14 protein-coding genes are annotated in these 11,363 nt (G+C 73.7%); 2 read left to right on the top strand and 12 right to left on the bottom strand.

The annotated features are described in order from the left end of the window. Positions 1 to 9 precede the first annotated feature (9 nt). From V1258_RS01925 to V1258_RS01885, 9 genes are read right to left on the bottom strand one after another with little or no spacing between them, the layout of a single operon-like run. Entirely contained in the window at positions 10 to 597 is a 588-nt protein-coding gene (locus V1258_RS01925; protein ID WP_442878562.1) for a response regulator transcription factor, read from the bottom strand. A 32-nt stretch (positions 598 to 629) separates the two neighbouring features. Next, on the bottom strand, positions 630 to 1,553 hold the full coding sequence (gene mutM, locus V1258_RS01920) for a bifunctional DNA-formamidopyrimidine glycosylase/DNA-(apurinic or apyrimidinic site) lyase (protein ID WP_329748102.1): 924 nt from the start codon (positions 1,551 to 1,553) through the stop codon (positions 630 to 632). Between the two features lie 2 nt (positions 1,554 to 1,555). Next, positions 1,556 to 2,308, bottom strand: coding sequence for a ribonuclease III (gene rnc / locus V1258_RS01915; RefSeq protein WP_329748101.1), 753 nt, complete (start codon positions 2,306 to 2,308; stop codon positions 1,556 to 1,558). Then, positions 2,308 to 2,847, bottom strand: a complete 540-nt coding sequence (locus tag V1258_RS01910) for a YceD family protein (RefSeq protein WP_329748100.1) — start codon at positions 2,845 to 2,847, stop codon at positions 2,308 to 2,310. Before V1258_RS01910 ends, rnc begins: the two co-directional genes overlap by 1 nt. A 25-nt stretch (positions 2,848 to 2,872) precedes the next feature. Next, a complete protein-coding gene (gene coaD, locus V1258_RS01905) occupies positions 2,873 to 3,355 on the bottom strand; it encodes a pantetheine-phosphate adenylyltransferase (protein ID WP_329748099.1) in 483 nt (160 codons plus the stop codon). A gap of 18 nt (positions 3,356 to 3,373) precedes the next feature. Beyond that, positions 3,374 to 3,754, bottom strand: a complete 381-nt coding sequence (locus tag V1258_RS01900) for a DUF3224 domain-containing protein (RefSeq protein WP_329748098.1) — start codon at positions 3,752 to 3,754, stop codon at positions 3,374 to 3,376. Next, the gene (locus V1258_RS01895; protein WP_329748097.1) at positions 3,751 to 4,350 is read right to left on the bottom strand and encodes a GNAT family N-acetyltransferase; all 600 of its coding nucleotides are present in this window, start codon (positions 4,348 to 4,350) and stop codon (positions 3,751 to 3,753) included. Before V1258_RS01895 ends, V1258_RS01900 begins: the two co-directional genes overlap by 4 nt. 9 nt (positions 4,351 to 4,359) lie before the next feature. Next, a complete protein-coding gene (gene rsmD, locus V1258_RS01890) occupies positions 4,360 to 4,950 on the bottom strand; it encodes a 16S rRNA (guanine(966)-N(2))-methyltransferase RsmD (RefSeq protein WP_329748096.1) in 591 nt (196 codons plus the stop codon). Between the two features lies 1 nt (position 4,951). Next, positions 4,952 to 7,123, bottom strand: coding sequence for an ATP-dependent DNA helicase RecG (locus tag V1258_RS01885; RefSeq protein ID WP_329748095.1), 2,172 nt, complete (start codon positions 7,121 to 7,123; stop codon positions 4,952 to 4,954). A gap of 216 nt (positions 7,124 to 7,339) precedes the next feature. Between V1258_RS01885 and rpmB the strand changes: the two genes are divergently transcribed. After that, a complete protein-coding gene (gene rpmB / locus V1258_RS01880) occupies positions 7,340 to 7,534 on the top strand; it encodes a 50S ribosomal protein L28 (protein ID WP_329745373.1) in 195 nt (64 codons plus the stop codon). An 85-nt stretch (positions 7,535 to 7,619) separates the two neighbouring features. Here the strand turns inward: rpmB and V1258_RS01875 are convergent, their stop codons facing one another. The 3 genes from V1258_RS01875 to thiL all read right to left on the bottom strand — a co-directional run bounded on the left by V1258_RS01875 (position 7,620) and on the right by thiL (position 10,792). Beyond that, positions 7,620 to 8,564 (bottom strand): aminoglycoside phosphotransferase family protein, encoded by a 945-nt coding sequence (locus V1258_RS01875; RefSeq protein ID WP_329748094.1) that lies wholly within the window; start codon positions 8,562 to 8,564, stop codon positions 7,620 to 7,622. 149 nt (positions 8,565 to 8,713) lie between these two features. Next, positions 8,714 to 9,793 carry an NAD(P)-dependent alcohol dehydrogenase gene (locus V1258_RS01870; protein WP_329748093.1) on the bottom strand — a complete coding sequence of 360 codons (1,080 nt, stop codon included), beginning with the start codon at positions 9,791 to 9,793 and terminating at the stop codon, positions 8,714 to 8,716. A 36-nt stretch (positions 9,794 to 9,829) separates the two neighbouring features. Continuing rightward, a complete protein-coding gene (thiL, locus tag V1258_RS01865; protein WP_329748092.1) occupies positions 9,830 to 10,792 on the bottom strand; it encodes a thiamine-phosphate kinase in 963 nt (320 codons plus the stop codon). A gap of 27 nt (positions 10,793 to 10,819) precedes the next feature. Between thiL and V1258_RS01860 the strand changes: the two genes are divergently transcribed. After that, entirely contained in the window at positions 10,820 to 11,311 is a 492-nt protein-coding gene (locus tag V1258_RS01860) for a DUF3515 family protein (RefSeq protein ID WP_329748091.1), read from the top strand. The last annotated feature ends 52 nt before the right edge of the window (positions 11,312 to 11,363 follow it).

Raw genomic sequence — 11,363 nt, 5'->3', positions numbered from 1 at the left:
GGCGCGGGGTCACTTCCAGCCGGCGCGCCGACGGGCCGCGACCATCGCCGCGACCTGGGTGCGGCGCTGCATCCCGAGGGTCTGCAGGATGACGGTGACGCGGTTCTTCACGGTCTTCTCGGCGATGCCGAGCTGCTCGGCGATCTCGCGATTGGAGTGGCCGTCGCCGATCAGGTCGACGATCCGCTGGTCCGAGGGGGACAGTTCCGGGGTGCCCTCGTCCTGATCGGCGGGCCACAGGGTGCGGCCCGCGCGGACAGCCCGGATCGCCTCGACGATCTCCTGCGAGCGCGCGGACTTCAGGATCAGGCCGCGGGCGCCGACGGCCTGCGACTCGTGCAGCGCGGCGTCGTCGTCGAAGCTCGTCAGAACCAGCATCTGCTGCTCGGGGTCGAGCTCGCGAGCGGTGCGCATGACGTCGATGCCGGTGCCGTCGGGCAGCTGCAGGTCGACGACGAGCACATCGGGACGGATCGCGGGCAGTCGACGACGGGCCTCGGCCACCGAGGACGCCTCCCCCACCACCTTGAGAGACGCGGACGCCTCGATCGCCATGACGATGCCGCGGCGGACCACCTCGTGGTCATCGACCAGCATCACGCGGATCGGGGCCTGCTCGTCGGTCGCGCTCACTCGGCGTCCTTCCTGGTCACGCCCGTGCTGCGCTGACAGCGGGGGCAATAATGGCTACTTCGGCCCTGGGAGATGGCCCGCTCGATGAATCTACCGCACCGTCGGCACGGCTCCCCCTCGCGTCCGTAGGCGGCGAGGCTGCGGGCGAAGTACCCCGGCTCCCCCTGCGCGTTGACGTAGAGGGCGTCGAAGCTCGTCCCGCCCACGTCGAGGGCCCGCTCCATCACGGCCCGGGCGGCGCGCAGCAGCGCGAGCGCCGTGCGCTGGGAGAGGGCGGAGCCGGGGGGGTCGTAGCGGACCCGGGCGGCCCACAGCGCCTCATCGGCGTAGATGTTCCCGATCCCGGAGACGATCCCCTGGTCCAGCAGCAGCGACTTCACCGCGCGGCGACGGCCACGCAGGGTCCGCGCGACCTCCGCGAGGTCGAGAGCGGGATCGAGCAGGTCGCGGGCGATGTGCGCGGCGTCGACGGGCAGCAGGGCATCGGGGCTGCCGAGCGCCGCGAGGCGCCCGTCGGCCGCCTCGACCAGATCGCTGCTCCAGAGCCCGCCGAAGAGCCGCTGGTCGATGAAGTCCACCCGCGCCCCGTCGTCGAGGGTGAGGCTCACCCGGCGATGGCGCTGCGGATCCGGGCCGCCGGGGGTGACCAGTCGCAGCTGGCCGCTCATGCCGAGGTGGGCGAGGAGAGCCTCGCCGGACTCGGCGCCGTCGGCCTCGGCGAGCCGCCACCACAGGAACTTGCCGCGGCGCGCGGCCGCGGTCATCGAGCGACCGACGAGCAGGGCGCGCAACCGGTCCTCACCCCCGTCCTGGCGGCGCAGGGACCGGGCATCGAGGACCTCGAGTGCGGTGATGGTCCGACCGACGGTGCGGGGCGCGAGACCGCGCCTCACCACCTCGACCTCGGGCAGTTCGGGCACGCTCAACCCCGCGGGATGAGGGACTCGCCGCGCTCGGCGAGGACGGCGCGGACCGCCTGCTGGGCGGCCGCGAGCTCGGCGTCCTTCTTCGAGGCACCCTCGCCGCTCGCGGTGACCACCCCGGCGACGGTCACCGTCGCGGTGAACACCTTCTGGTGCTCGGGCCCGCCCTCGGTGAGCACGTAGGACGGGGACTGCCCGGCGGCGGCCGCGATCTCCTGCAGGCGGGACTTGAAGTCGTAGCTGGTCTCGAGGAACTCGTCGGAGCTCAGCAGCGGCTCCATCAGCTCGAGCACGAAGCGCCGCGAGACGGACTGACCGAGTGCGAGATGGACCGCGCCGATCACGGCCTCGGCGGTGTCGGCGAGGATCGAGGCCTTCGCCCGGCCGCCGGTGAGGTCCTCCCCGCGGCCCAGCTTCACGTACGCGCCGAGGTCCAGGCGGGAGGCGATCACGGCGAGCGCGCGCGTGGAGACGGTGCCGGCGCGGCGCCGGGCGAGGTCGCCCTCCGGGAGGGTCGGGTGGTCGGCGTAGAGCTTCTCGGTGATCGCGAGCTGCAGCACGGCGTCGCCGAGGAACTCGAGGCGCTCGTTGTGGGGCACCTCGTCGTTCTCGTAGGACCACGAGCGGTGCGTCAGGGCGAGGTCGAGCAGGCCCGAGGCGCGCAGATCCGCGGACTGCGCACCGTCGAGCGGCAGACGATCCAGCAGCCCCGCCGGGTCGGCGGCTTCGGTGGCGCGGCGCCTGCGCGCCATCAGCGCTCCTCGCCGGCGTCGAAGAAACCCTCGAGCGCCGCGAAGCGCGGATCTGTCACGTCGTGGCCGTGCTCCGGGTCGTCCTCCATGCGGAAGCCGCACTGGGGGCAGAGGCCGGGGCAGTCCTCACGGCACAGGGGGCGCTCCTCGGCCTCCATCGCGAGGCCGTCGCGCACCAGCGGACCGAGGTCGACCTCGTCGCCCTCGAGCAGCACCGAGTCCTCGCGGTCGGCGGCCTTGACCTTCTCCGGGTACAGGAACAGCTCGTCGACGCGGGCGACGACGTCCTGCTCGACGGGGTCGAGGCAGCGGGAGCACTCGCCCTGGAGGCGGGCGGTCACGGTGCCGTGGACGTAGATGCCCTCGACCACGGACTCGAGCTCGGCCTCGACGGCCAGCTCGCCGCCCTCGGGGACGGACATGGCGACGGCATCGCTCTCGGGGGCGCCGGCGGCGACGGTGCGCTCGACGTGGCGGTGGGATCCGGTGCGGCCGATCAGGTCGACGGCATCGAAGCGGAGGTCGGACGCGACGCTCATGGGAGGGGTCCTCTCGGGAGTCGGATCAGGAGGCGGCGCGGAGCGCGGCCAGGGCGGGGGCGGGGAGCATGTCGGAGACGTCGCCGCCGAGGGCATAAACCTCGCGCACGAGGCTCGAGGAGATGTGGGCGAGGGTCGGGTCGGTCAGCAGCAGCACGGTGTCGACCCCGGCGAGGTGGTGGTTCATCCGCGCCATCGGCTCCTCGTAGGCGAGGTCGAGCTGGGAGCGCAGGCCACGGATGACGGCGCCCGCCCCGACCTCGCGGCAGAAGTCCACCAGCAGGCCCGCGGGGAGGGTGCGGACCTCCGCGGAAGTGTCCAGGTGCTCGGCCGCGAGCGTCTCGGAGATGACCCGGCGGCGCGCATCGAGGTCCAGCAGACCCTGCTTCGCGGGGTTGTGGGAGACGGCGACGATCACGTGCAGGTCCAGGGCGGCCGCGCGGCGGATCAGGTCCACGTGTCCCAGGGTCAGGGGGTCGAAGGACCCGGGCAGGACGACGGTGCGCATGCCGACACTGTAGTGCGGTCAGCCGAGGGTGATGCTCACCGTGTGCACGCCGGCGTCGTCGATCTCGCCGATCTCGAGGGTGCCGGTGAGGCCCGCGAGCTCTCCCGTGCCGGAGCCGGGTGCGAACGCGTAGCGCAGCTCGGGCTCACCCTCGGCCATGGTGCCGAGCTGGAGGAGGGTCACGGCGCCGCGGCGGTCGCCCATCGTGCCCTCGAAGCGCTCGAGGGCGACGTAGCCGGCGCTGCCGGTCGCGGGATCACCGGCGGTGAGCATGAGGCCGCGGCTGGTGCCGTCGAGATCCCCGGTCCAGGTCTTCTCGAGGTCGAGGCGGGCCTCGGCAGGGTGGAGTCGGTCGCCGGGGGTCATCGCGATGGTGAAGGTGGCCGTGAGCGTCGTCATGGGGCCATCCTGCCCCCTCCGCTGCGCTGCTCCCAGTACTCCTCGGCGAGGACGGCGTAGGAGGCGCCGTCGAGCCACTGCCCGCTGCGGTGCAGGGAGTCCTGGCGGCTGTGCGCCTCCTGGCGCATGCCGATCTTCTCCATGACGCGGCGCGAGCGGACGTTGTCGGCGAAGCACTCGGCGGTCACGCGGCGCAGTCCGAGGTCCTCCACGGCGATCTGCAGCAGGGCGGCGGCGAGCTCGGTGCCGAGGCCCTCGCCCTGGTGTCCGGGGTCGAGGGTCCAGCCGAGCTCGGCCACGGTGCCGCGGGCCCGCTCGACCATGTCGGCCTGGCTCCAGGCGTCTCCGACCTTGATCATGCCGGTGCCGACGATCTCCTCGCCGCGCAGGGCGACCAGGGTCGATCCGAGCCGGTCCGGGTCGGCCCACCAGGCCTCGAGGGCAGGGAGGTCCTCGGGCAGGGTGGTGGTCCACTCCTGCACCTCCGGCCGTCCGTACCAGGGCCAGATGCGTGCGGCGTCGGCGGCCTCGGCGGGGCGCAGCGCGAGGCGGTCGGTGCGCCTCGGCCAGGTCAGCTCGTGCAGGGTGCGGGTCACACGCTCAGGCTAGTCCTCCGCGTGCGCCGTGCCGTCGACGCGCACATCGGGCCCGCCGAACTGCAGCACCGTCTCGCCGTAGGTCTTCGTGCCGTCGTCGGTCCAGCCGGCGGGCCAGGTGATCGGCGAGGTGCGGCTCGAGCGCTCGATCACCACGAGCGCCTCGTCGGCGAGGGCCGGACGGAGGACCTCGAGCAGTTCCTCGAGGGCGGAGGTGGGCACGTCGTAGGGAGGGTCCAGGAAGACCAGGTCCCAGTCCGCGCCGGGGGCCAGCTGTGCGGCGACCGTCTCGGCGCGTCCGGCCCGGACCTCCGCGCGGCCGCGCAGGCCGAGCTCCTCGATCGTGCGCCGCAGTTGCTTCGCGGTCGGCGGATGCAGCTCGACCAGCAGGGCGCGGGCCGCGCCACGGGAGAGGGCCTCGAGCGCGAGGGCGCCGGTGCCGGCGTAGAGGTCCAGGACGCGCGCGCCGCGCAGCGCGTCCCAGCCGTCGAGGCGGGAGAAGAGCGCCTCCCGCACCCGGTCGGAGGTGGGGCGGGTCCCCTTCCCGGGCGGTCCGGGGATGGTGCGTCCGCCGAGGTCTCCACTGATCAGCCGCGGCATCTCAGCTCCTTTCCACGTCGGGGTCGGCATGGCGCAGGCGGTCCGCGATGGCGGCCGCGAGCGCCGGGTGGTCGGTCAGCTCGGGGTCCTGCTCGAGCAGGGCGAAGGCGTCCTCGCGGGCCTGCTCGACGAGCTCGGCGTCGCGCCGCAGGTCGAGATGGCGCAGGGTGCGCTGCAGCCCGGACTGCTCCTCCCCCACGAGGTCGCCGGCGCCGCGGTGAGCGAGGTCCTTCTCGGCGAGCTCGAAGCCGTCGGTCGCCCCGGCGATGGTCTCCAGGCGCCGGGACGCCTCGGAGCCGGGCACGGCGCGGGTGTCGAGGAAGGCGAGGCCGGGGTGCTCGCCGCGGCCGACGCGGCCGCGCAGCTGATGCAGCTGGGAGACGCCGAAGAGCTCCGCGTCCAGGACGATCATCACCGATGCGTTCGGCACGTCGACCCCGACCTCGATGACGGTGGTCGCCACCAGCACATCGAGGCGACCGTCGAGGACGCGCGCCATGGTCTCCTGCTTCTCCTCGGCGCTCATCCGGCCGTGGAGGACGCCGATCCGGGCGCCCCCGAGCTCGGGCCGACGGGCGAGCCGCTCGGCGGTCGCGAGCACGCCGCGAGCAGGCTCCTCCCCCTCGGGGACCTCCTCGTCCTCGTCGATCCGGGGGCAGACCACGAACACCTGGCGGCCCTCGCGGATCTCCTCCCCGGCCCGCTCCCACATGCGCCGCTCCCACGCGGGGAAGGACTCGTGCACCGCGAAGCTGGTCACGCCGCGGCGGTGCCCGGGGCTCTCCCGCAAGGAGAGGACGTCGAGATCGCCGACGGTCGCGAGCGCCGCCGTGCGCGGGATCGGCGTCGCCGTCATCACCACGACGTGGGGACTGCGCCCCTCGGGCCCCTTGGCGCGCAGGCGCCGACGGTGATCGACGCCGAAGCGGTGCTGCTCGTCGATGACCACCAGGCCCAGGGCCGCGAACTCGACGGTCTCGGTGAGCAGTGCGTGGGTACCGATCACGATGCCGGCGGCACCGCTGGTGACGTCGAGGAGCGTCTCGCGGCGGTCGGCGGTGCGCTGGGAGCCGGTGAGCAGGCGTACCCGGGTCGCGTCGGCGTGGCCGTCGAGACGCCCGGCCCCGGCGAGATCGCCGAGGAGCGCCGTGATCGTGCGGTGATGCTGCTCGGCGAGCACCTCGGTGGGAGCGAGCAGCACCGCCTGGTGACCCGAGTCGACGGCGCGGAGCATGGCCCGCAGCGCGACGACGGTCTTGCCGGAGCCGACGTCACCCTGGAGCAGCACGGAGGTGGGGTGCTCGCGGGCGATGCGCTCGGCGATCTCCTCGCCGACCGTGATCTGGCCGGCGGTCAGGGCGAAGGGGAGCCGGGCATCGAACTCGCCCTGCAACGGGCCATCCGCCCGCAGCGCAGGGGCTGGGGTGCGCTCGTCGCGGGCGCGGCGCTCGGCGAAGATCGCCTGCAGCACGAAGGCCTCCTCGAAGGCGAGGACGTCGCGGCCGCGCCGCGCCTCGTCGAGATCGGCGGGATCGTGGAGCAGGCGCACCGCGTCCTCGAGGGCGGGCAGCCCCCGGGCGTCCAGGACCTCCGGAGGCACCGGGCGACGCAGCAGCTGCGCGTTCTCGAGCCCGGTGGCGGTCGCCGAGCGCATGGTGGCCTGCGCGATGTTCTTCTTCAGCGGGTAGACGGGCCGGGGCCGCAGCGCCTGGGCCCGCGCGGCCGGGGTGTCGTCGACGGGCTCGTACTCCGGGTGGGCGATCTGGAAGCGGTCCCGCCGCGGATCGCGGTGCGCGGTGCCGCGCACGAGGATCGTGCCGCCCTCCCCCATCCGGGCGCGGTGCCACTCGGCCTGGCCCGCATGGCTGAGGAAGAAGACCAGCTCGAGGGTGTCGCTGCCGTCGGAGACCTCGACCTCGAGCAGGTGGCCGCGGCGCGAGCGCATGCTGCGGTCCCGGATCGAGCCGACGGTGACGATCGCCGAGACCTCCTCGCCGTCCTGCACCTCGCGCAGGGAGCGGAGCGGCGCGGGGGTGACGTAGCGGCGCGGCGGGAAACGCAGCATCTCGTCGAGGTCGCGCACCGCGAAGGACGCCATCGCACGGGACTCCTTGGAGATCAGCAGCTCGGAGAGCGGCATCGATCCCGAGGTGGTCCGGGGCGTTCTGGCCATCCGCTTCCTCCGTCCGACGTGCGATGATGTGCCCATCGTGCCACCTGGCCGTTGGGCTGTGTCAGAGTCCACAGGCCGTCGGACCCCCTCTCCCCTTCAGTCGGGAGGCGGGGATGGGCTACGATGCCGTGGTTGCCCTGACCTCCGAGGTCGCCGACTCTGCACCCCAGAGATGGTCGGGCACCTCGATCAGCATTCGACTTTCAGGAGACGACAGTGGCTTCCACGTGTGACATCTGCGCCAAGGGCCCGAGCTTCGGCAAGAGCGTGTCCCACTCGCACCGCCGCACCTCGCGTCGCTGGAACCCGAACATCCAGTCCGTCCGGACCGTGATCAACGGCACCAGCAAGAAGGTGAACGTCTGCACCTCCTGCCTCAAGGCGGGCAAGGTCAGCACCCTCGGCGCCTGAGCGAGACCGCCAGGACCTTTTTCGCAGGAGCCCCCACCCGATCGGGTGGGGGCTCCTGTGCGTCCGGGGGCGGGGTGAGGACCGCTCAGCGCACGACGTCGGAGACCTGGGCGAGCAGGGCGGCGCAGCGCTCCTGCTCGCCGGTCCGGTGGAGGTGCGCGGCGGTGAAGAAGACCTCGTGGACGAGGTGCGCGCGGCGGCGCTCGAGGACGGGGCCGACGGGCTCGGACGGTGCGCCGGAGCGACGTGAGCGCTCGGCGAGGTAGTGGGCGGTCTGATCCCGCAGCAGATCGTCGTCCAGGGCGGCGTACCAGGGCTCGGCGGTGATCGGGCCGCCGATGAAGGCGAGGTCCCGGGCGGGATCGCCCCGCTGCGCCCATTCCCAGTCGACGAAGCGCACCGTGCCGTCATCGTCCACGAGCAGGTTCGCGGCGACGGGGTCGCCGTGGAGGAGGACGGGGGCGACGTCGTCGAAGGCCACTGCCGCGAGCTGCTGGTGGCGGCGCACCGCCGGCCAGAGATCGGCGAGGACGCGTGCCGATCTCTGTTCGTTCTCGCGCCACCAGTCGTGGGCGAGGTCCGCGGCACCGACGGGGTCCGGGCGGCCGGGGTCGGGCAGCCCGGCCTGGTCGCCGGCGTGGTGGAGGTGGGCGAGGCTCGCCGCGAGGGCGCTCAGGAGCTCCGCGTCTGCCCAGTCCGCTGCGGGCAGCACGCGGCCGGGGACGCGGGTGGTGACGGACCAGGCCCGGAGGTCCTCTGTCGTGGGCTGGTGGACGGCGACGGGTGCGGCCGCGAGCCCGGCGGGAACCCGGCCGAGGATCTCGTGCTCCGCCTCGAGGGACTGCGGCAGCTCGTCGAGGGGCTTGTGCGGGATGCGGAGGACGAGCTCCCGCTCCCCGCGGCGCAGCAGATGGGCGGCGAAGGACTCGCCGCGGCCGAGGGGCCGGACGGTGATCTCGCCCGACGCGCCGGCCCACCATTCGGGGTGGTCGTGGGCGAGGGTGCGGAGGGGGTCGGCGGAGGTGGCCATGGGGGATCCTTCGGAGACGTCGAGCGCGAACGCACCCGCCGCCGTTCTCAGATGTTTATCGTTGTATTGAGCGATACCGCCCATTGGTGTTGTGCCTCGGAAGGGGCGACGGTCCGTCGCGGGGACGGGACGGACCGCCGCCCAGACCGTCACTCCGCCGCGGCACCCGCGAAGGTGGAGGTGTCGATGACGGCGCGGAAGAACACCTCGCCGGCGACCACGCGGTCGTAGGTCGCGTCGACCTCGTCGACGCCGACGACCTCGATCTCGGCGCCGAAGCCGTGCTCGGCGCAGAAGTCGAGCATCTCCTGGGTCTCGGCGATGCCGCCGATGTTGGAGCCGGCGAGGACCCGGCCGCCGCCGATCAGCGTGCCGAAGGAGAGCTGCTGCTTCGCGGGCGGCAGGCCCACGACCGCCATCACGCCCCGCGGCACGAGCAGGCGCAGGTAGGCGTCCACGTCGATGTCGGCGCTGATCGTGTTGAGGATCAGGTCGAACTCGCCGCGGTGCGCGGAGAAGAAGTCGTCCTCGGTGGTCGAGAGCATGCGCTGGGCGCCGAGGTCGAGGGCGAGCTGCTCCTTCTTGCGGGAGCGGGAGAGCACGGTCACCTCGGCGCCCATGGCGGCGGCGATGCGAACGCCCATGTGTCCGAGACCGCCCATGCCGAGCACCGCGACCTTCTTCGGCGAGCCGTCGGCTCGCTTCTCCGCGGCGCCCCAGCGGGCCAGCGGCGAGTAGCTGGTGATACCGGCGCAGAGCAGCGGCGCGGCGACGTCGAAGTCCAGGGCGTCGGGGATGCGCAGCACGAAGCGCTGGTCGACCACGACCTTCTCGGCGTAGCCGCCCTGGGTGATCGTGCCGTCGACGTCCTTCGCGTTGTAGGTGCCGACGTTCCCCTCGAGGCACGCCTGCTCCTCGCCCGCGAGGCACTGCGCGCACTCGCCGCAGGAGTCGACCATGCAGCCGACGCCCACGCGATCGCCGACCGTCCAGTCGGTGACCTCGGCGCCGACCGCGGACACGACGCCCGCGATCTCGTGGCCGACGGTGAGGGGGAAGTGCGCCTCGCCCCATTCGTTGCGGATGGTGTGGATGTCGCTGTGGCAGATGCCGGCGGCCTTGATGTCGATGACGACGTCGGTCGGGCGCGGATCGCGGCGCTCGATGGTGGTGACGCGGAACGGCTGCTCCGGGCCGGTCTTCTGCAGGGCCTTCACGGTGATCGGCATGGATGTCTCCTTCGGGGGAACGGACCGTCGTCCAGCCTACGACCCGTCGTCGAAGTGGTCGAAGCCGCGCCCGGGGATCCTCTCCCCGCCGAGCAGGACCGTCGGCTCCTCCCCCGGTGCCGGGGGGCGTACCGCGCCGAGCACCCGGAAGCCCGCGGGGACCGCGCCCGGCGGGAAGGTCGCGAGCATCGCATGCTCCTCGCCGCCGTGCAGCACCCAGGCGCTTGCCTCGGCCTCGTCCCGCGCCGAGGGCCGGAGTGCCGCGATGTCGGGGGTGAGCGCCGCCGGGTCGAGGTCGAGGACCACGCCGGAGGCCGCGGCGATCCGCCCGCCGTCGCGCACGAGCCCGTCGGAGAGGTCGAGCATCGCGCTCGCCGCGCGCCCGACGGTCCAGCCGAGGCGGAGGTCCACCTCCGGGGCATGGTGGAAGGCCACCAGCTCGGCGGGCTCGTCGCGGCCGGCGAGCACGGCAGCGAGTCCGGCGGCGGAGCGGCCCAATCGCTCGGTGCCCACGGCGAGCAGATCCCCGGGGCGGGCGCCGGAGCGCAGCACGGGGGCCTCCCCCGCGGCGAGGGTGCCGAGCGCCGTGACGGTCAGCGAGAGCAGGTCGCCGCGGCCCAGGTCGCCGCCGACGACGTGCGCGCCGTCGGCCTCCGCGCGAGCTCCGAGGGCGGCGGCGATCTCCTCGAAGACGCCCCCGTCGGTCCCCGCGGGGGCCGAGACCGAGACGACGAGGGCGTGGGGACGGGCGCCCATCGCAGCGATGTCGGCCAGGTTCTGGACCGCGGCGCGGCGGCCGAGCTGGGTCGGGGTGATCACCCCGGGCAGGAAGTCCACGCCCTCGGTGAGGGTGTCGGTCGAGACGACCAGGCGCGAGCTGGGCAGGCGGAGCACCGCCGCATCGTCGCCCGGACCGACCTCGGCGAGCGGGGAGGGGCTCAGGTGCGGGAGCATGCGGGCGAGCAGGCCCGCCTCCCCGGAGGGCGGCGTCGAGGTCATGGGGCCAGTGTGCCGTAGGCTCGACGGGTGCTCGTCCCCCGTCGTCCCCTCGCCCTGGCCGCCGCCGGCGTGCTCGCCGCGACCCTGACCGCCTGCGGCACCGTGACGGTGCCCTCCGGAGAGTTCGCCGCGGACCCCACCTGCGCCGACGTGGTGATCGGGGCGCCGCAGGAGGTGCTGGGCCTGGCGCGCACGGAGACCTCCAGCCAGGGCACCGCCGCCTGGGGCTCCGGCGAGGACACCGTAGTGATGCGCTGCGGCGTGACCCCACCCGGCCCCACTACGGAGCGGTGCACGACCCTCGAGGACGGGGACGGGGTCCGGATCGACTGGATCGTCTCGGAGATCGACGGCGGTTTCCTCTACACCACCTACGGCCGGGAGCCCGCGATCGACGTGTCGGTGCCGAGCTCGGCCGCCCCGGACCAGCCCTCGGCGGCGGCGCTCGACCTCTCCCGGGTGGTCAGCGCGAACACGGTCGCCTCCACCTACTGCATCGGTCCGGGCGACGCTGCCTGAGGCCGTCGGCGGCCGGGACACGACGCCCCGCGCTGCCCCGGGCCGCGCCGCT

Source organism: Brachybacterium sp. J153, assembly GCF_036311905.1.
Classification (GTDB): domain Bacteria; phylum Actinomycetota; class Actinomycetes; order Actinomycetales; family Dermabacteraceae; genus Brachybacterium.
The sequence above is the reverse complement of the archived record's forward strand: the minus strand, read 5'-3'. Positions and strand labels throughout refer to the sequence as shown.

Excerpts from the sequence above, each read along its gene's own strand:
- thiL (WP_329748092.1), bottom strand. The coding sequence starts at position 10,792 with ATGACCTCGACGCCGCCCTCCGGGGAGGCGGGCCTGCTCGCCCGCATG.
- V1258_RS01925 (WP_442878562.1), bottom strand. The coding sequence starts at position 597 with ATGCTGGTCGATGACCACGAGGTGGTCCGCCGCGGCATCGTCATGGCG.
- rnc (WP_329748101.1), bottom strand. The coding sequence starts at position 2,308 with ATGGCGCGCAGGCGCCGCGCCACCGAAGCCGCCGACCCGGCGGGGCTG.
- coaD (WP_329748099.1), bottom strand. The coding sequence starts at position 3,355 with ATGCGCACCGTCGTCCTGCCCGGGTCCTTCGACCCCCTGACCCTGGGA.
- V1258_RS01900 (WP_329748098.1), bottom strand. The coding sequence starts at position 3,754 with ATGACGACGCTCACGGCCACCTTCACCATCGCGATGACCCCCGGCGAC.
- V1258_RS01910 (WP_329748100.1), bottom strand. The coding sequence starts at position 2,847 with ATGAGCGTCGCGTCCGACCTCCGCTTCGATGCCGTCGACCTGATCGGC.
- V1258_RS01870 (WP_329748093.1), bottom strand. The coding sequence starts at position 9,793 with ATGCCGATCACCGTGAAGGCCCTGCAGAAGACCGGCCCGGAGCAGCCG.
- V1258_RS01875 (WP_329748094.1), bottom strand. The coding sequence starts at position 8,564 with ATGGCCACCTCCGCCGACCCCCTCCGCACCCTCGCCCACGACCACCCC.
- rsmD (WP_329748096.1), bottom strand. The coding sequence starts at position 4,950 with ATGCCGCGGCTGATCAGTGGAGACCTCGGCGGACGCACCATCCCCGGA.
- V1258_RS01885 (WP_329748095.1), bottom strand. The coding sequence starts at position 7,123 with ATGGCCAGAACGCCCCGGACCACCTCGGGATCGATGCCGCTCTCCGAG.